General features: G+C 71.3%; 17 protein-coding genes. 10 read left to right on the top strand and 7 right to left on the bottom strand.

Going from position 1 to position 18,474, the window contains the following annotated elements; translation table 11 throughout:
• Window positions 1-144: 144 nt before the first annotated feature.
• The 3 genes from ACFV5N_RS12140 to ACFV5N_RS12130 all read right to left on the bottom strand — a co-directional run bounded on the left by ACFV5N_RS12140 (window position 145) and on the right by ACFV5N_RS12130 (window position 6,224).
• A complete protein-coding gene (locus tag ACFV5N_RS12140; RefSeq protein WP_385597635.1) occupies window positions 145-1,785 on the bottom strand; it encodes an ABC transporter substrate-binding protein in 1,641 nt (546 codons plus the stop codon).
• Between the two features lie 384 nt (window positions 1,786-2,169).
• Window positions 2,170-4,038, bottom strand: a complete 1,869-nt coding sequence (gene typA, locus ACFV5N_RS12135; RefSeq protein WP_385597633.1) for a translational GTPase TypA — start codon at window positions 4,036-4,038, stop codon at window positions 2,170-2,172.
• 167 nt (window positions 4,039-4,205) lie between these two features.
• A complete protein-coding gene (locus tag ACFV5N_RS12130; protein ID WP_385597630.1) occupies window positions 4,206-6,224 on the bottom strand; it encodes an ABC transporter family substrate-binding protein in 2,019 nt (672 codons plus the stop codon).
• A 162-nt stretch (window positions 6,225-6,386) separates the two neighbouring features.
• Between ACFV5N_RS12130 and ACFV5N_RS12125 the strand changes: the two genes are divergently transcribed.
• The 3 genes from ACFV5N_RS12125 to ACFV5N_RS12115 all read left to right on the top strand — a co-directional run bounded on the left by ACFV5N_RS12125 (window position 6,387) and on the right by ACFV5N_RS12115 (window position 9,901).
• Window positions 6,387-7,010, top strand: a complete 624-nt coding sequence (locus ACFV5N_RS12125) for a TPM domain-containing protein (RefSeq protein WP_385597627.1) — start codon at window positions 6,387-6,389, stop codon at window positions 7,008-7,010.
• A gap of 108 nt (window positions 7,011-7,118) precedes the next feature.
• Entirely contained in the window at window positions 7,119-7,322 is a 204-nt protein-coding gene (locus ACFV5N_RS12120; protein ID WP_385597624.1) for an SPOR domain-containing protein, read from the top strand.
• 98 nt (window positions 7,323-7,420) lie between these two features.
• On the top strand, window positions 7,421-9,901 hold the full coding sequence (locus ACFV5N_RS12115; RefSeq protein WP_385597622.1) for a SpoIIE family protein phosphatase: 2,481 nt from the start codon (window positions 7,421-7,423) through the stop codon (window positions 9,899-9,901).
• 4 nt (window positions 9,902-9,905) lie between these two features.
• On the opposite strand, the gene ACFV5N_RS12110 is transcribed toward ACFV5N_RS12115, so the two are convergent.
• Entirely contained in the window at window positions 9,906-10,658 is a 753-nt protein-coding gene (locus ACFV5N_RS12110; protein ID WP_385597619.1) for a GntR family transcriptional regulator, read from the bottom strand.
• A gap of 301 nt (window positions 10,659-10,959) precedes the next feature.
• On the opposite strand from ACFV5N_RS12110, the gene ACFV5N_RS12105 reads away from it, so the two are divergent.
• Both ACFV5N_RS12105 and ACFV5N_RS12100 read left to right on the top strand, forming a co-directional pair.
• Window positions 10,960-11,229 (top strand): type II toxin-antitoxin system Phd/YefM family antitoxin, encoded by a 270-nt coding sequence (locus tag ACFV5N_RS12105; protein ID WP_019434848.1) that lies wholly within the window; start codon window positions 10,960-10,962, stop codon window positions 11,227-11,229.
• Window positions 11,222-11,485, top strand: a complete 264-nt coding sequence (locus tag ACFV5N_RS12100) for a type II toxin-antitoxin system RelE/ParE family toxin (protein ID WP_019434847.1) — start codon at window positions 11,222-11,224, stop codon at window positions 11,483-11,485. Before ACFV5N_RS12105 ends, ACFV5N_RS12100 begins: the two co-directional genes overlap by 8 nt.
• A gap of 133 nt (window positions 11,486-11,618) precedes the next feature.
• On the opposite strand, the gene ychF is transcribed toward ACFV5N_RS12100, so the two are convergent.
• Window positions 11,619-12,707: a redox-regulated ATPase YchF gene (gene ychF / locus ACFV5N_RS12095; protein ID WP_385597615.1), complete on the bottom strand. Its 1,089-nt coding sequence runs from the start codon at window positions 12,705-12,707 to the stop codon at window positions 11,619-11,621.
• Between the two features lie 271 nt (window positions 12,708-12,978).
• Here ychF and ACFV5N_RS12090 point away from each other — a divergent pair, with 271 nt between their 5' ends.
• Window positions 12,979-13,389, top strand: coding sequence for a DUF6542 domain-containing protein (locus ACFV5N_RS12090; RefSeq protein ID WP_385597612.1), 411 nt, complete (start codon window positions 12,979-12,981; stop codon window positions 13,387-13,389).
• Window position 13,390: 1 nt separating this feature from the next.
• Here ACFV5N_RS12090 and ACFV5N_RS12085 read toward each other — a convergent pair whose 3' ends face one another.
• A complete protein-coding gene (locus ACFV5N_RS12085; protein ID WP_385597641.1) occupies window positions 13,391-14,401 on the bottom strand; it encodes a 4-hydroxy-3-methylbut-2-enyl diphosphate reductase in 1,011 nt (336 codons plus the stop codon).
• 91 nt (window positions 14,402-14,492) lie between these two features.
• Here ACFV5N_RS12085 and xseA point away from each other — a divergent pair, with 91 nt between their 5' ends.
• The 3 genes from xseA to ACFV5N_RS12070 all read left to right on the top strand — a co-directional run bounded on the left by xseA (window position 14,493) and on the right by ACFV5N_RS12070 (window position 16,691).
• Entirely contained in the window at window positions 14,493-15,728 is a 1,236-nt protein-coding gene (gene xseA / locus ACFV5N_RS12080; protein WP_385597609.1) for an exodeoxyribonuclease VII large subunit, read from the top strand.
• Between the two features lie 29 nt (window positions 15,729-15,757).
• Window positions 15,758-15,997, top strand: coding sequence for an exodeoxyribonuclease VII small subunit (locus ACFV5N_RS12075; protein ID WP_385597606.1), 240 nt, complete (start codon window positions 15,758-15,760; stop codon window positions 15,995-15,997).
• A gap of 100 nt (window positions 15,998-16,097) precedes the next feature.
• The gene (locus ACFV5N_RS12070; protein ID WP_385597638.1) at window positions 16,098-16,691 is read left to right on the top strand and encodes a malonic semialdehyde reductase; all 594 of its coding nucleotides are present in this window, start codon (window positions 16,098-16,100) and stop codon (window positions 16,689-16,691) included.
• Here ACFV5N_RS12070 and ACFV5N_RS12065 read toward each other — a convergent pair.
• The gene (locus ACFV5N_RS12065; RefSeq protein ID WP_385597602.1) at window positions 16,678-17,295 is read right to left on the bottom strand and encodes a DUF4245 domain-containing protein; all 618 of its coding nucleotides are present in this window, start codon (window positions 17,293-17,295) and stop codon (window positions 16,678-16,680) included. The two genes, ACFV5N_RS12070 and ACFV5N_RS12065, sit on opposite strands and share 14 nt — an antisense overlap.
• Before the next feature lie 148 nt (window positions 17,296-17,443).
• Between ACFV5N_RS12065 and glpX the strand changes: the two genes are divergently transcribed.
• A partial coding sequence (glpX, locus tag ACFV5N_RS12060; RefSeq protein WP_385597599.1) for a class II fructose-bisphosphatase occupies window positions 17,444-18,474 on the top strand: 1,031 nt, incomplete at its 3' end.

Here is an 18,474-nt window from a genome sequence, read left to right as displayed (position 1 = left end):
CCCTCATCCGTAAAACCTTTTGCCAATTTTTGTGGGGGTGGGTTTTTTTTTTAAAAGCCCTTGGCGTCACCCCGTTTCGGGGGGCGGGGCGGGGGCCCGGCGGGGGTCACGGAAGCGGCCACCGGCCCCCTTGCAGCAGCGGTCTTACTTGACCGTGATGTCCTCGATCACCGGCTGGCCGGCGACGTCGAAGTGGACGTTCTCGACGTTCTCCGAGTAGCCACCGTTCACGTTCTGGTACCAGAGCGGAATGGCGGGCATGTCCTCCCAGAGGACCTTCTCGGCCTCCTGGTAGGCGGCGACCGTCTCGTCGAAGGAACCGGCCTGGTCACCCTGCTTGAAGAGGTTGTCGACCTCTTCGTTGCTGTAGCGGCCGTAGTTGGACGGCGCGGTGGTGCTGTACAGGTCCCGCAGGAAGTTGACGTTCAGCGGGTAGTCCTGCAGCCAGCCACCCCGGTACATGCTCTTGACCTTGTCGGCGCGGCGGTCGGCCAGGTCGGTCGCGAAGTCCGGCTTGGTGTCCAGGACGCACTCGACGTCCAGGTTCTTGATGATGTCGTTGCAGACCGCGGTGGCCCACTCGGCGTGACCGCCGTCACCGTTGATCTGCAGGGTGATCTTGTCGCCGGGGACGCCGCCACCCTCCTCGACCAGACGGCGGGCCTCCTCCGGGTTGAAGTCGGTCTTGCCCTCGGCGGCGTTCTCCAGGTGACCGAAGACGCCGGGCGGGGTGAAGCTGTCGGCCGGGGTGCGCGAGCCGTTGAGGACCGTCTGGGTGATGGTCTCCCGGTCGATCGCCATCGAGACGCCCTGGAGGACCTTGGACGGGTCGTCCAGGTCGCCCCAGCCGGCGTAGAAGGCCGGAACGATGGACTGGGTGGCGTTGTACGGCTGCGCGATGGCGCGGTCGCCCAGGTCGGCCTGGTAGACCGGCAGGTCCTTGGGGTCGACCTGGCGGAGCACGTCCAGGTTGCCGGACTGCAGGTCCTGGTAGGCGGTGCTCAGGTTGTCGTACGCGATGATCTCCACGCCGCCGTTCTGCGCCTTGTTCGGACCGGCGTAGTCGGCGTAGGTGGTGAGGGTGATCTTCTCGTTGTGCGCCCAGCTGGTGAACTCGTACGGGCCCTGGCCGATCGGCGCCTGGCCGAAGCCCTCCGGGTCGTCGTAGAAGGCGGAGGGCAGCGGCGCGAAGACGTGGTAGCCCAGCTTGTACTCGTAGTACGAGACCGGGTTGGCCAGCGTGACCTCGAAGGTGCTGTCGTCGACGACCTTCAGGCCGGACATGGTCTCGGCGGTGGGCTCGGCGCCCTCCTCCGACGGGTGGACGTCGGCGTAGCCCTCGATGTCCTCGAACCAGGCGCTCTGGCTCTGGCCGTTCTCCACGTTGGCGGCCCAGTTCCAGGCGTCCACGTAGTGCTGGGCGGTGACCTTCTCGCCGTCGTGGAAGGTGAAGCCGTCCTTCAGCTTGATGGTCCACACGGAGGCGTCGTCGTTCGACTCGATGGACTCGGCCGCGACGTACTTGATGGAGCCGTCGTCCTCGAAGTCCAGCAGGTTCGCGAAGACGTTCTTGATCACCAGCGAGCCGAACTGCTCATTGGTGCTGGTGGGGAGCAGAGCCGACTGCGGCTCGCCGCCGTCCACCTTGACGATGCCCGAGGCGTTGCCGGACGCGTTGCCGCCGTCGCCGCTGCCGCCGTTGTCGTCGTCGCTACCACAGGCGGTCGCGGCCAGGGCCACAACGATCGCCACTGCGGCCCACTTGGCGCTGCGCGCACCACGCATGGGCTTGCCTCCTTGGGAGTCCGGTTCGTTGCTGAAAAGCCGCGGACCCGGAGGTGGTCAACACGCGTTGAATACCCAAAGTGTCCAGCGGCCGCACCCGGCGAAAGCCTGAGCGCAATGCCCCCAACTATTGGGCATAAAACTTCGGTGAACCACCGATCGCCGATTTCATTTTGATGAAGATAGGGAGGTGAGATCAGACAATCCGGACATACCCTCCCCGTTGAGTCACCGATATGCGGACTGATGTGACGAACATCGCCCCATTTCGTTCGCATAACGAACACAACTCAGCGCGAGCGACCGGATCGAACCTTGACAGAATTCGATACATCCGGTAGCCCGCGCTGAACGCAGAGCTACTGACGGGGAAATCCCCGATGACTACTGCCGCTTGGCCCGCGACGCCGCCCGCGCCCGATCCCGCTGGTCGAGCTGGACCTTACGGATCCGCACCTCGACCGGCGTGACCTCCACGCACTCGTCCTCACGGCAGAACTCCAGCGACTGCTCCAGGGAGAGCTTGCGCGGCGGAACGAGGTTTTCGGTCGTGTCCGAGGCCGCCGCCCGCATGTTGGTGAGCTTCTTCTCCTTGGTGATGTTGACGTCCATGTCGTCGGCCCGCGAGTTCTCGCCGACGATCATGCCCTCGTACACCTCGGTGCCCGGCTCGATGAAGATCGTGCCGCGCTCCTGGAGATTGAGCATCGCGTACGGGGTCGCCGTACCCGCGCGGTCCGCCACCAGCGACCCGCTCTGCCGGGTGCGCAGCTCGCCCGCCCACGGCTCGTGCCCCTCGAAGATGCTGTGCGCGATACCGGTGCCCTTGGTGTCCGTCAGGAACTCGGTACGGAACCCGATCAGCCCGCGCGAGGGCACCAGGAACTCCATCCGCACCCAGCCGGAGCCATGGTTGGTCATGGTCTCCATCCGGCCCTTGCGCGAGGCCATCAGCTGGGTGATCGCGCCCAGGAACTCCTCCGGCGCGTCGATGGTCATCCGCTCGACCGGCTCGTGGACCTTGCCGTCGATCTCCCGGGTCACCACCTCGGGCTTGCCGACCGTCAGCTCGAAGCCCTCGCGGCGCATCTGCTCCACCAGGATGGCCAGCGCCAGCTCACCGCGGCCCTGCACCTCCCAGGCGTCCGGCCGCTCGGTGGGCAGCACGCGCAGCGACACATTGCCGATCAGCTCACGGTCCAGGCGGTCCTTGACCAGCCGGGCGGTCACCTTGTGGCCCTTGCCGCCCTTGCCGACCAGCGGGGAGGTGTTCGTCCCGATGGTCATGGAGATGGCCGGCTCGTCCACCGTGATCAGCGGCAGCGCCACCGGGTTCTCCGGGTCGGCCAGGGTCTCGCCGATCATGATGTCCGGGATGCCCGCCACGGCGCAGATGTCGCCGGGACCGGCCACCTCCGCCGGCTTGCGGGTCAGGCCGTCCGTCATCAGCAGCTCGGAGATGCGGACCTGCTGCTGCGAGCCGTCCCGCTTCATCCAGGCCACGCTCTGGCCCTTGCGCAGCTCGCCCTGCTTGACGCGGCACAGCGCGATCCGGCCCAGGAAGTTGTCCGCGTCCAGGTTGGTGATGTGCGCCTGGAGCGGGGCGTCCTCCTCGTACACCGGAGCGGGCACGGCGGACAGCAGGGTGGAGAAGAACGGCTCCAGGCTGTCGCTGTCGGCCGGGACGGTGCCGTCGGCCGGCTGCGTCAGCGAGGCGATGCCGTCCCGCGCGCAGGCGTACACGATCGGGAACTCGATCTGGTCCTCATCGGCGTCCAGGTCGAGGAAGAGGTCGTAGGTCTCGTTGAGGACCTCGGAGATCCGGGCGTCGGCCCGGTCGGTCTTGTTGACGCACAGGATGACCGGGAGCCGGGCCTGGAGGGCCTTGCGCAGCACGAAACGGGTCTGCGGCAGCGGGCCCTCGGAGGCGTCCACGAGCAGGACCACGGCGTCGACCATGGACAGGCCGCGCTCGACCTCACCGCCGAAGTCGGCGTGGCCGGGGGTGTCGATGATGTTGATGACGATCGGGGCGCCGCCGCCCTTGGGGTGGTACTTGACGGCGGTGTTCTTCGCGAGAATGGTGATGCCCTTCTCGCGCTCCAGATCGCCCGAGTCCATCACCCGGTCGTCGACGTGCTGGTGGGCGGCGAAGGCTCCCGCCTGCTTGAGCATGGCGTCGACCAGCGTCGTCTTGCCGTGATCGACGTGGGCGACGATGGCGACATTGCGGATGTCCTGGCGCGTGGGCATGGCTGACGGTGCTTCTTCCGAGACGAGGGAGTTGAGCGGCTCGGCAGATATGTACACCGGCCTGTACCGCTATCGTACGGGGCCCGGCGCGCCACCGTGCTCGCGCCGGGCTCGCGAGCCCCTCGTCCGCCCTCGTCTCCGCGCGGTCGGATGCGGTCGGATGTCGGTCAGGCGCGGTAGCCGATGTCCTGGTACCGGGGGGTGGCCAGGCCGAAGGCGCCCACCCCGGCCAGCCCGGCGTCGACCGCGACCAGCTGCGGACGCTGGAAGAGCGGCAGGGAGCCGGCCAGCGCCCACAGCCGGGCATCGGCCTGGTTGAGCAGCCGGTGCTGCTCCTCCTCGTCCAGTTCACCGGCCGCCTGGGCCAGCAGCTGGTCGATGTGGTCGGTGCCGATCCGGCTGTAGTTCTGCTGGACGGCGAGGGCACCGTCGTTGTCCTGCACCGGCTTGGCGAACAGCGGGGCGGCGTCGGTGGCCGGGTAACCGCTGGCGGGCCAGGAGTACAGGGCCAGGTCGAAGTCGCCGGTGCCGATGTGGTCGGTGAAGAAGGCCTGGGCCGGGACCTCGGTGAGGTCCGCCCGGATACCGGCGGCGCCCAGCATCGCGGTGATCCGGTCGGCGATCTTCCGCTGCCGGGCACCGGCGTCGCCGTCCGGGACCACGAAGCGCAGGGTCAGCCCGGTGCCGTGCTCGTCGGTACGGACCGGCCCCGCGGCGCGCTCGGCCAGCTCGCGGGCCCGCTCCTCGGCGGCCGCGGCCTCCTCCTCCAGCCGCTCGGCGCGCTCCGCGTCCGTACCGGCGTCGTCCCCGGCGTCGCCGTCGCTGTCGCCGTCGAGGGCGCGCTGGGCCCCGGCGGCCTGGCGCAGCAGGGCGGCGCTGTGTCCGGCGGCGGTCCCCTCGGCGCTCAGCGGCCCGGCCACGGCGGCGGCCGGGGCCGCGGCCTTGCCGTCCTCGGTGTCCTGGGCCGCCGGCTCCTGGCCGCCGTCCTCCCCGGGTCCGCCCGTCCAGCCGGCCTCGTCGAGCAGCTTGCCGGCTTCCTCGGTGCTGAAGCCGCCGAGCGCGTCGCTGTTGTCCTGGTAGCCGATCTGGTCCAGGGTCCGCAGATGGCTGCCGAGCGCCCCCACCGGCAGCCCGGCCGGCTCGTGCACCTCGGCGGCGAGCGCCTCGCGGTCGATGGCGCGGGCCACCGCCCAGCGCACCCGTTCGTCCTTCAGCGGCCCGGAGCGGCCGTTGAGCGCGAGCTGGGTGTAGGCGGCGGCGTAGGCGCGGTGGACGGTGTACGCGGCGCTTTCGCCGTCCTCCCCGGCCGCGGCGAGGCGGGTGGCGTCGGAGGGCTGGATCTCGGCCACCTCCAGGCTGCCGTCCTCCAGTGCCGCGCCGCGCTCGGCGGCCGGCACGGCGGTGAGGACGAGTTCGTCCAGCAGCGCGGGGTCGGCCCACCAGGTTTCCGAGCGGGTGAGGGTGAGGGTGCCGGCCTCGCGGTCGAGGGCGCCGAGGCCGAAGGGGCCCGCGGTGGCGGGCAGGGTGTCGCGGGTGCCGGCGCCGAACGCGGCGGCGTCCTCGGTGACGGCCTTCGGGTACAGCGGGGTGAACAGCGACTTCCAGTCCGCGTAGGGCTTGTGGAAGGTGACCTGCACCTGGTGGTCGCCGGGGCCCTCGGTGACGGACTCGATCCGGTCGTAGCCGGCGTTGCGGGCGGCCGGGTGGCTGCCCTCGCCGCCGGAGAGCGCGCGCCACTGGGCGATGAAGTCGGCGGCCTCGACCGCCCGACCGTCGCTCCAGACGGCCTGCGGGTGGAGGGTGTAGACGACGGTCTGCCGGGGTTCGCGGTCGGTGATCTCGGCGGATCTGAGGTAGTCGGTGTTCAGCTGCGGCCGGCCGCGCTCGTCCAGGGTGAACAGCGCGGGCAGGACCGCGGCGGCCACCTGGTCGGTGACCGCCCCCGCGTCCGGCGAGAAGGCGTTCAGGGTGGCGGGCAGGTCGGCGACGCCCCAGCGCAGGGTGCCGCCGGTGCGCAGGTCGGCGCGGTCGGCGAGGGTGAGCGACTGCGCGGCGCCGGAGGCTCCGGAGCGGTCGGGCCCGGTGTCGCTGCCGCAGCCGCTGAGGGCGGCGGTCAGGGACAGGGTCCCGGCGAGCAGCAGCGCCAGGGCCCGGGGCCTCGGGCGGCGGGTCACGGGGGGACGCATGCCGGTACCTCCGGTGGGCTCATCACACGTATTGAGGGGGACCGTCCCACTCAAGGCGAGCCGACCGGGGCGGAGGCGGCGACACGGCGTGCACGGGGCGGCGCCCACCCGAGCGGCGTACGGGGCCCGGCACGGCGCCGCCACCGCGCATAGCGTCGGAGGATGCTGCTGCGATGTCTCACCGCACTGGCCGGGGTGACAGCGTTGCTGCTGCCCGCCGAGTACCCGATCGAGCTGGACGGCGCGGGCGGGGTCACCGACCGGGTGCGGGCGCTGGACGGCCGGGAGGAGGAGGTGCGGACGGCCGTCGGGGAGGTGGCCGGGAAGGGGCTGCTGCTGTACGTGGCCTACGTGCGGGACTTCGCGGGCCTGACCGCGCAGACCTGGACCGACGCCACGGCGGAGCGCAACCAGCTGCCGGCGGACGCGGTGCTGCTGGGGGTGGGGACGGCGGAGCGCGCGTTCGCGTTCTCGGTGGACGCCTCCTCGGGGCTGACGCCGGAACAGATCGACGAGATCCGGCGCACCGCGGTGGGGCCCGCGGTGGAACGGCACGACTGGGCCGGGGCGGCGATCGGGGCGGCGCGGGGGCTGATGGCAGTGCGCGAGGGGGTGCCCGTACCGTCTCCCGCGCCGTCGACCGGGCCGCCGCATCCGGGGGCGGCGCCGGGGAGCGGGGACGTCCCGGTGGTGCTGCCGGTCGCGGTGTTCGCGGCCGGGGTGCTGGTGCTGTGCTATCTGGTGGCACGCGGTGCCCGGGGCGGGCGCGGACCGCGCCGCGAGTGACGACAACCGGCCATTGGGTGGAGGTTGTTGGCCGGTCCCTCGGCCAATCCGTGTGCGCGGGGTGAGGCACAGGCGTATGGTCTGGCATATGCAGACCGGGGGTGAGGAATGAACGACAGCAACCTGCGGCCATGGCAGGTGATCCGCCAGGATGAAAACGGCAGTCGCTATCGCATAGGGCATTGCGCCACCCGCGCCGAAGCACAACGGCTCATCCGGCGCCTCGAAGCCGGCCCCGGCGTACGCCCCCTTCCCGCACCCGGTCGTTATCTCGTCGAACGGGTCGAGGCCGGAGCCCGCACCCACCGCTGATCCCCCTGCGCCACCCGATGGGTATCGGACAATTGGTCTGATTTATCCGGATACCGTTATCATCCGGAGAAGACGTACCCGAGCGGGGGCAGGAGCGTGTGACGACCAACCCGTCCGAGCCGTCCGGACTCACACCGGTCCCCCCGGCCCGGAGCGACGAGCGCTCGCTGCTCGATGTGCTGCGGGTGGCCATCATCATGCTGGACGAGCGCGGCACCATCCGGCTGTGGAGCCCCATGGCCCGCGAACTGCTGGGCTGGCACGACCGGGACGCCGTCGGCCGCCGCCTCACCGAACTCCTCGCCCCCGACCACGCCCCCGCCACCGTGGGCCGCATCCACGCCACCCTGCGGCAGCGCCGGCACTGGCGCGGCCCGCTCCGGCTGCGCCACCGCGACGGCCACATCATCCCCCTCGAAGGCCGCGCCGCCCTGCTGCTGGACGCCGGCGGCACCCCGTTCATCCTGGCCAACCTGGTGGAGACCTCCCGGATGACCGGCATCGAACAGGACCTGGCCGCCTTCGACGCCCTCTTCACCGCCTCCGCCCTCGGCATCGGCATCTTCGACACCGACCAGCGGCTCGTCCGCGTCAACGAGGCCCTGGCCCGGATGCACGACGCCACCCCCGACGACCTGCTCGGCAAAACCCTCCTCGACATCCTCCCCACCCCCAGCGCCCAGCGGATCCACGCCCTGCAGAACGACGTCCTGCGCACCGGCAACCCCGTCACCGACCTCGTCGTCCAGGCCGCCGACGGCGTCCGCGCCCACTCCATGTCCTTCGGCCGGCTCACCGACCGCGACGGCCGCCCCGTCGGGGTCAGCTCCACCGTCATGGACGTCACCGCCCGCCGCGAGGCCCTGTCCCGCATCGAACGCGCCCGGCAGCGGCTCGCCATGCTCGACGACATCGGCAGTTCCCTCGGCGACCTCCTCGACGTGCACCTCATCGCCGGCTCGCTCGCCCAACTGCTGGTGCCCCGGTTCGCCGACTACACCGCCGTGGAACTCCTCGCCCCCGTCGCCGAGGGCAACGACCTGCCCAGCGCCGAACAACTGCCCGACACCCCCGTGCTCCAGCTGGGCACCGCCGCCAAACAGCACAGCGCCCAGACCGACACCGCCCTGGAAGCCGGCGAGACCATCACCTTCGAACCCGGCTCCCCGTTCAGCACCGTGCTGCGCACCGGCCACCCGCTGCTCATCGACTCGCTCACCACGCTCGGCAGCGACTCCCCCAAGGTGCGCGCCGCCCTCGACCTCGGCGTCCACTCCATGCTGATCCTGCCGCTGCGCGCCCGGGGCACCGTACTCGGCCTCATCATCCTCACCCGGGCCGGACAGCGCGCCGCCTTCGACCGGGAGGACGAGGCACTGGCCATGGAGGTGGCCGGGCGCGCCGCCATCTCCCTCGACAACGCCCGGCTCTACGCCCGCGAACGCGAATCCGCCCTCACCCTCCAGCGCAGCCTGCTGCCGCAGAGCGTGCCCCAGCCGCCCGGCGTCGCGGTCAGCCACCGCTACGTCCCCGGCAGCGTGGGCACCGAGGTCGGCGGCGACTGGTTCGACGTCATCCCGCTGGCCGGCGGGCGGGTCGCGTTCGTCGTCGGCGACGTCATGGGCCACGGCCTGCGCGCCGCCGCCACCATGGGCCGGCTGCGCACCGCCGTCCGCACCCTGGCCGGCCTCGAACTGGCCCCGGCCGAACTGCTGCGCCGGGTGGACGACCTGAGCGAGGACCTCGCGCAGGCCCCCGACGACCAGCTGTGGGCCACCTGCCTGTACGCGGTGTACGACCCCGCCTCGCGCGAGTGCGTCCTGGCCAAGGCCGGGCACCTGCCGCCCGTCCTGCTCACCCGGGACGACGCCACCGGACTGTGGTCGGCCGACCCGCTCGACCTGCCCTCCGGCGCCCCGCTCGGGGTGGGCGGGGTGCCGTTCGAGGAACGCCGGATCACCGTCCCGGAGGGCTCCGTCCTCGTGCTGTACACCGACGGCCTGATCGAGACCCGCGGCGAATCCATCACCGTCGGCCTGGAACGGCTGTGCACCCTGCTGTCCGAACGGGGCACCCCGGGCGGGCCGCTGGACGAACTGTGCGACCGGATCGTCGAGGGCCTCACCCCGGACGCCGGCCCGGGCGGCGGCGCCCCCGGACCCTCGGACGACATCGCGCTGCTGGCCGCCCGGCTCCACGGCCTGCCCGACGGCTCCGCCGCCGACTGGGTCTTCGCCCCCGAACCGCACGCCCCGCGCAAAGCCCGCCGCGCGGTGCGCCGCGCGCTGCTGGACTGGAACCTGGAACCCCTGGTGGACACCACCGTGCTGCTGGTCAGCGAACTCGTCACCAACTCCCTGCGGTACGCGCCCGGCCCGGTCGGCGTCCGGATGGTGCGCGGCACCTCCCTCCTGGTCGAGGTCTCCGACCTGCTCCCCGACCCCCCGCAGGAGCGGACCGCCGCCCTGCTGGAGGAGGGCGGCCGGGGCCTGCGCCTGGTGGCCCGCCAGGCCCGCCGCTGGGGCACCCGCCAGAGCCCGGACGGCAAAACCGTCTGGTTCGAACTGCTGCTCCCCTAGGCCCTCACCGCACCGGCAGGTGGTACGCGATCCGGAACCGGTCCGCCGGAATCACCACATCGGCCGTCTCCACCGGCAGCCCGCCGGCCCGGTACGTACGGGTGATCACCAGCACCGCGTGTCCGGCCAGCCCGCCCAGCACCCGCGCCTCGGCCGCCAGCGCCGGCCGCGCGCCGACCTCCTCGGACACGTTGTCCACCTGGATGTCGATGGCCGCCATCCGCTCCACCACCCCACGCCCGGCCAGCGGCCCCTCCTCGGGCAGCATCACCGGCGTCCGGCCGGTGACCGACAGCGGCTCCCAGGAGGTGGACATCATCACCGGCTCGTTCCCGGTACGGAACACGTACCGCGTACACATCACCGGATCACCCGTCGCGATCCCCAGCCGCCCGGCCACCGCGTCCGGCGCGGTGATCTGCTCGCTCTTCCCCTCCCACGTCCCCCGCACCCGCTCATCCGTCTGCTCCTGCCGGAAGGGCGAGCACTCCCCGATCGTCCGGTACCCACTGCGCGAGATCCGCCGCGGCGCCGGCCGCTCCCGCACATACGTCCCGGACCCGGACCGCCCCTCCACCAGCCCCTCGGCCATCAGCACCTTCCGCGCCTCCAGCGCCACGGTGTCCGACACCCCGTACTGGGCCCGGATGCTCGCCTGCGAGGGAAGCCGGGTGTGCGGCGGCAACCGCCCATCGACGATCTGCTGCCGCAGATCCTCGGCCACCTTCAGATAAGCGGGCTGCTCACCGAACGGCATAAGCCCTCCCGGCCTTGATCCTGCCTGCTGCTCTTCACAAACAGCAACAGCTTGACAACGGAGGGTTGCCATCCGCAAGAGCTGGCCACCGAATCACCCGAAGTGATGATCCACTGTGACCAGCACCGTTCACTGAATCCTGCGGAGATACCCGTTCCCGCCCGCACCGTCCCGGATCTGCGCCTGGTGGTGAATTGTGCACGGCGCACGTTCTTCCAGCACATCCAGCACGCGACGAAGTCCGTCGCCCACGCCGGGGAACACATTGTGTACACATGAGACACTCGGTACGCTTGGGCGCATGACGCAGCCGCTACCCATAGAGTCCATCCGCGATGTGCGTGCCCACCTGGCCGAGGTCGTGGAACGCGCCGACCGCGACGACGTGCCCACAGTGATCACGCGTCGAGGCAAGGAAGTCGCCGCCGTCGTCTCCATCGAGGTACTGCGCAAGTACCAGGAGTGGGAAGAGCGCGAGATCAACCGGATCATCGACGAGCGTATGGCCAACCCGGCACCCGGCATCCCGATCGAGGACATCATGAGGGAGACGCTGGCGCGCGGTGAGTGAGTACCGAACCGTCTTTCATCCCGAGGCACAGGCCGAGCTTCGCAAGATCCCCCGCGACATGGCGCTGCGCATCCTGGCCAAGCTGACCGAGCTGGAGACCGACCCTCTCGGCTTCAACACCACCGCACTCGTATCCCAGCCCGAACGGCGCCGCCTGCGCGTCGGCGACTACCGCGTCGTCTACACCATCGACAACGGAGAACTGGTGGTTTGGGTCGTTCACGTGGGACACCGGTCCACCGTTTACGACACCTGACTACTACTGACCACACGTCAGAGTATCCAGCACCCATCCAGCACGGTGGCGACGAAGGGGTCGGACTCGATGGAGCCCGCCCCCGTCTGACCTGCACGTTTGACTCAATGCCTCGCATGCCGCAAGTGAATGACTACACGTTGAAGCGGAACTCCACCACGTCGCCGTCGCGCATCACGTAGTCCTTGCCTTCGATCCGGGCCTTGCCCTGGGCGCGGGCCTCGGCGATGGAGCCGGTGGCGATCAGATCGTCGTACGAGATGACCTCGGCCTTGATGAAGCCCTTCTGGAAGTCCGTGTGGATCACGCCGGCCGCCTCGGGGGCCGTGGCGCCCTTGGGGATCGTCCAGGCGCGGGCTTCCTTGGGGCCGGCCGTCAGGTAGGTCTGCAGGCCCAGGGTCTCGAAGCCGACGCGGGCCAGGGTGGCCAGGCCGGGTTCCTGCTGGCCCACCGACTGGAGGAGTTCCAAGGCGTCCTCCTCGGACAGCTCGGCGAGGTCCGCCTCCAGCTTGGCGTTCAGGAAGACCGCCTCGGCCGGGGCGACCAGGGCGCGCTGTTCGTCCTTGAAGACCTCGTCGACCAGCTCGTCCTCGTCCACGTTGAAGACGTACAGGAACGGCTTGACGGTCAGCAGGTGCAGCTCGTGCAGCGGCTCGGCGCGCTCGGTGCCCTGGGCGATGCCGGCCGAGAACAGGGTGCGGCCGTCCTCCAGGATGGCCTTGGCCTCCTCGACGGCCTTGACCACCGGCAGCCGGTCCTTCTTGATCCGGGCCTCCTTCTGGAGGCGCGGCAGCACCTTCTCGACCGTCTGGAGGTCGGCGAGGATCAGCTCGGTGTCGATCGTCTCGATGTCGCTCTTCGGGGACACCTTGCCGTCCACGTGGACGACGTTCTCGTCCTTGAAGGCGCGGATCACCTGGCAGATGGCGTCCGACTCGCGGATGTTCGCCAGGAACTTGTTGCCCAGGCCCTCGCCCTCGCTGGCGCCGCGCACGATGCCGGCGATGTCCACGAAGTCCACCGTGGCCGGCAGCTGGCGCTGGGAGCCGAAGATCTTGGCCAGCTCGCCCAGCCGCGGGTCCGGCACACCCACCACACCGATGTTCGGCTCGATGGTGGCGAACGGATAGTTGGCCGCCAGCACGTCGTTCTTGGTCAGGGCGTTGAACAGGGTCGACTTGCCGACATTCGGCAGACCGACGATTCCGATCGTGAGCGACACGTGACGACTTCCCGTAGCGAGGAGAAACGAAGCGGTCTTCAGTCTACGGGCGCCCGCATCCGGCCGTACGAGCCTGTGGGCGCACAGTCATATGGAACGTCAAGCGTGTCCATACCCGCCCGGCCCCCGTCCGGCGGCTTACTTTGGATACGTGGACTACAGTACGCACACAACCGAACACCCTCGGCCATATCCCGCCGTGGTGCGGACGAGTGTGCCCCGGCCCGCCGGACAGGCGGCGGCGGTGCGGGGGCGCCCGCGGACGCGCCCGGTGCCTCCCGTGCTGGTGGCGCTCTCCCGACTCCCCCGTCCCCGGCTGACCGGCCTCGGCTGCGGGGTGCTCGCCACCGTCGTCATGGTCGGCGCCGCCTGGCTGTGCGAGCCGATGGGCGGCGCCCCCACGCTGTACGGGGTGCTGTTCATCGTGGCCTGCACCGCCGCCGCGCTGTGGGTACGGCCCGCCGATCTGATCTGCGCCCCGGTGGCGGCCCCCATCGCTTTCGCGGTGGGTCTGGTCACCACCCTGGGCCCGATGGCGGCCGTCACCGAGCTGGCGCTGCGCGCTCCGTGGCTGTTCGGCGGGACGGCCACCGCCGCCGGTCTCGCGCTGCTGCGCGGGATCGGGGTGGCGGTGGGCCGGATCCGCAGGCGGCGGCGCCGGGCCGCCGCCGTACGGCACTGACTCAGCCGGCGACCTTCGCGGCGGCCTCGGCGCGCAGGTCCCGGCGCAGTTCCTTGGGGAGCGAGAACTGGATGTGCTCCTCGGTGGGCTGCACCAGTTCCACGTCCGCGTAGCCCCGCTCGGCCAGCCACTCCAGCACGCCCTCGACCAGGACCTCGGGCACCGAGGCGCCGGAGGACAGGCCCACGGTGGTGACGCCGGTCAGCCATGCCTCGTCGATCTCGGAGGCGTTGTCGACCAGGTGGGCCCGGGTGGCGCCGGCGCCCAGGGCGACCTCGACCATGCGGACGGAGTTGGAGGAGTTCTTGGAGCCGACCACCAGGACCAGGTCGGATTCGGCCGCCACCTGCTTGATGGCGAGCTGGCGGTTCTGCGTGGCGTAGCAGATGTCGTCGCTCGGCGGGCTGAGCAGATTGGGGAAGCGCCCCTTGAGCGCGTCCACGGTCTCCATGGTCTCGTCGACCGACAGGGTGGTCTGGGAGAGCCACACCACCCGGTCCGGGTCGGGCACCTCGACCTTGGCCGCGTCGGCGGGGCCGTCCACCAGGGTGATGTGCTCGGGGGCCTCGCCGCTGGTGCCGATGACCTCCTCGTGGCCCTCGTGGCCGATGAGCAGGATCTGGTAGTTCTCCTTGGCGAACCGCACCGCTTCCTTATGCACCTTGGTGACCAGCGGGCAGGTGGCGTCGATGGTGGCGAGCTTGCCGCGCTCGGCCTCGCGGTGCACCTCGGGGGCGACCCCGTGCGCGGAGAAGATGACGATGGAGCCCTCGGGCACCTCGGCCGTCTCCTCGACGAAGACGGCCCCCTTGCGTTCCAGCGTCTTGACCACGTGCTTGTTGTGCACGATCTCGTGGCGGACGTATATCGGGGCGCCGTACTGTTCGAGGGCCGCTTCCACGGCGAGGACGGCGCGGTCCACGCCCGCGCAGTAGCCCCGGGGGGCGGCGAGCAGGACGCGGCGGGCGGGCTCGGCGGTGCCGGAGAGTGCTGGGTCGGCCATGTCCCCCATCGTACGGGGACGGCACGGGGCGGGGGCCGGTGCGGGCGGGCCGCGGGCGGCGGGGCGGGCGTTGTCGGTGGGCGGCGCTAGCGTTGCGGGCATGGCGGTACAGACGACGGCGGAAACGCCGATGCCGGTCGGCGAGGTGTCCCGGCTGATCGGTCAGTGGATCGACCGGCTGGGCGCGGTGTGGGTGGAGGGGCAGATCACCCAGATCTCGCGGCGGCCGGGGGCGGGCGTGGTGTTCCTCACGTTGCGCGACCCGTCCCAGGACATCTCGTTGACGGTCACCTGTTTCCGGGCTGTGTTCGATCGCGTGGCGGGGGTGGTGGGCGAGGGCGCGCGGGTGGTGGTGTTCGGCAAGCCGGAGTGGTACGCCCCGCGCGGGCAGTTGTCGCTGCGGGCCACCGATCTGCGGGCGGTGGGGGTCGGGGAGCTGCTGGCCCGGATCGAGGCGTTGAAGAAGTCGCTGGCGGCGGAGGGGCTGTTCGCGCCGGAGCGCAAGCGCCGGCTGCCGTTCCTGCCGGGGTGCGTGGGCCTGGTCACCGGGCGCGCCTCGGCGGCGGAGCGGGACGTGCTGCAGAACGCGAAGCTGCGCTGGCCCGCGGTGCGGTTCGCGGTGCGCAATGTGGCGGTGCAGGGGGTGCACGCCGTGCCGCAGGTCATCGAGGCGGTGCGGGAGCTGGACGCCGACCCGGATGTCGACGTGATCATCGTGGCGCGCGGCGGGGGCAGTGTGGAGGATCTGCTGCCGTTCTCGGACGAGCGGCTGGTGCGGGCGGTGGCGGCGGCCGCGACGCCGGTGGTGTCGGCGATCGGTCACGAGCCGGACTCCCCGCTGCTGGATCTGGTGGCGGACCTGCGGGCGTCCACGCCGACCGACGCCGCGAAGCGGACGGTGCCCGATGTGGGGGAGGAGCAGTCCCGGGTGCGGCAGTTGCGCGAGCGCGGCCGGTGGGTGCTGGAGACGTTCCTGGACCGGGAGGAACGCGGGCTCGCGGCGGCGGTGAGCCGCCCGGTGCTGGCGGAGCCGGGCCGGATGATCGCCGGGCGGGCGGAGGAGGTCGACGCGCTGGTGGCCAGGGCGCGGCGCACGCTGGGGCATCTGCTGGAGCGCGCGGAGGCGGATTTGACGCACACCAGGGCCCGGGTGGTGGCGCTGTCCCCGGCCGCGACGCTGCGGCGCGGCTACGCGGTGCTCCAGCGGGCGGACGGCTCGGCGGTACGGGAGGCCGGCCAAGTGGCGGCCGGTGAGCGGCTGCGGGCCCGGGTGGCCGAGGGGGCGTTCTCGGTGACGGTCGACGAGCCGGGCGCGGGGCAGGAGGGGGAACGGTGACGGACGGCGGCGGATCTAAGGTGGCGGACATGGCAGAACCGGACACGGACGACGCGGCGCTCAGCTATGAGCAGGCGCGGGACGAGCTGATCGATGTGGTGCGCCGTCTGGAGGCGGGCGGCGTGACCCTGGAGGAGTCCCTGGCGCTGTGGGAGCGCGGCGAGGAGCTGGCGAAGATCTGCGCCGGCCGGCTGGCGGGTGCCCGGGCGCGGCTGGACCAGGCGCTGAAGGAGGAAGCGGAGGCGGAGACCGGCGACGGCGGGGAATAGCGGGCGGACGCGTCGGGGTTGGCGCGGCGGGGAAGCCTCCCCGCGTCCCGGTGCCGGACGGTGCCGGGCGTCCGCGTACCCGATGAAAGGCTCCGTCCCGATGACGCTCGCCCTCGACACCGCCGCGCAGGATCTGCTGTTCCGCGAGGCGCACACCGCGCACACCTTCACCGACGAGCCGGTGAGCGAGGCGCAGATGCGGGCCGTGTACGACCTGATCAAGCTGGCGCCGACCGCGTTCAACCAGTCGCCGCTGCGCATCACCCTGCTGCGGTCGCGTGCGGCCAGGGAGCGGCTGCTGCCGCTGATGTCGCGGGGCAACCGGGACAAGACCGGCAGCGCGCCGCTGACCGCGCTCCTGTCGGCGGATGTGGACTTCCACGAGAAGCTGCCGAAGCTGCTGCCCGCGCTGCCGGAGCTGAAGGACGGCATGTACGCCGAGGAGGCGGTGCGTGAGCGGTCCGGGACCTTCAACGCCACGCTCCAGGCGGGCTACTTCCTGCTCGGGGTGCGGGCCGCGGGTCTGGCCGCCGGTCCGATGAGCGGTTTCGACGCGGAGGGCGTCAACAAGGAGTTCTTCGGGGACGGCCGGCAGAAGGTCCTGCTGGTGGTGAACATCGGCCGGCCGGGTCCCGACGCGTTCCGGCCGCGCAATCCGCGGCTGGATTACGCGGAGGCCGTCACGGCGCTGTGACGGGCCGCAGCGCCTCGGCGAATTCGGTGAGCCGTTCGCGGGGGGCGGTGCCGGCGACCACGGCGGTCGCCTCGGCGCCCTCCAGGACGAGCGCGTTGTAGGGCGTGCCCTCGTACCAGGTCCACTCCTGGCCGCCGAGGGTGACGCTCTCGCCGGTGTCCTCGGCGCCCTGGGTGGCGCCGGGGATGACGGTGGCCGGGTCGCCGTCGGCCTGGACGAGGCCGGCGAACTCGTTGTCCGGGTCGGTGAAGCCGAGCTTCCAGGTGGCGCCGAGCGGGTCGGTGGCCCGGTAGCGGACCGAGGTGGCGCGCCACTCCTCGGAGAGTCCTTCGGGAACCAGCAGTTCGTACGGCGCCGCGCGGGCGGCGAGGTCGGCCTCCGTCAGGTAGCCGACCTCCTTGACCGGGTCGGCGCCCGCGTCGCGGCCGGGGGCGAGCAGGTAGAGGCCGAAGGACACGGCGGTGATCACCGCCATGGACAGCACCATGTCGCGGACGGACTTCAGCTTGGACCTCTTGGGGGGCGGCGGGGCCGCCGCTTCGGTGTCCCCGGTCTCCCCGGCCCGCTCGGCCGGCTGGCTCTTCTCGGTCACGTCGCTCGACACGCCCCCATCGTCCCGTATGCCGGTGGCGTGCGTGTCACCGCCCCCGGGGTCGCTCATCAGATGGGCACTCTGCTCAGTTGTACGAATCCCGGCTAAAGTCATGAGCACCCTCCCCCAGCGGCCGAGCCGCGCAGAAAGGTGCGTTCCGATGGCTGACCATCATCTTCCGCCTCCCCTCGAAGTGGCTCCCGAGGCACCCGACCGCAACCTCGCCCTGGAACTGGTCCGGGTCACCGAGGCCGGGGCGATGGCCTCGGGCCGCTGGGTCGGCCGGGGCGACAAGAACGGCGCGGACGCCGCCGCCGTCAAGGCCATGCGGACGCTCGTCTCCACCGTCTCGATGAACGGCGTGGTCGTCATCGGCGAGGGCGAGAAGGACGAGGCCCCGATGCTGTACAACGGCGAGCGGGTGGGGGACGGCACCGGTCCCGAGTGCGATGTGGCCGTCGACCCGGTGGACGGGACGACGCTGACCGCCAAGGGCATGGGCAACGCGGTGTCGGTGCTGGCGGTGGCCGAGCGGGGCGCGATGTTCGATCCGAGCGCCGTGTTCTACATGGACAAGCTGGCGACCGGCCCGGAGGCGGCCGAGTTCGTGGACATCGAGGCGCCGCCCGCCGTGAACGTGCGCCGGGTCGCCAAGGCGAAGGGCGGCGCGCCGGGCGATGTGACGGTGGTCATCCTGGACCGGCCGCGCCACGACGATCTGGTGCGGGAGGTCCGGGAGGCGGGCGCCCGGGTGAAGCTGATCTCGGACGGCGATGTGGCCGGCGCCATCATGAGTGTGCGCGAGGGCACCGGGGCGGACCTGCTGCTGGGGATCGGCGGCACCCCCGAGGGCATCATCGCGGCCTGCGCCATCACGTGTCTGGGCGGCACCATCCAGGGCAAGCTGTGGCCCAAGGACGAGGCGGAGCGGCGGGCGGCCCTGGACGCGGGGCACGATCTGGACCGGGTGCTGCACACGGGTGATCTGGTGCGCGGCGAGAACGTGTTCTTCGTGGCCACCGGCATCACCGACGGCGAGTTGCTGCGCGGGGTGCGCTACAGCGCCGAGACGGCCACCACCCAGTCGCTGGTGATGCGGTCGCGCTCGGGCACGATCCGGCAGATCGACTCCACGCACCGGCTGTCCAAGCATCGGGCGTACAGCGCGGAGGACTTCGACCGGGGGAAGAG

Source organism: Streptomyces sp. NPDC059853, from assembly GCF_042731495.1.
In the GTDB taxonomy this organism is placed as follows: domain Bacteria; phylum Actinomycetota; class Actinomycetes; order Streptomycetales; family Streptomycetaceae; genus Streptomyces.
This window is presented reverse-complemented; position numbering and strand designations above follow the sequence as displayed.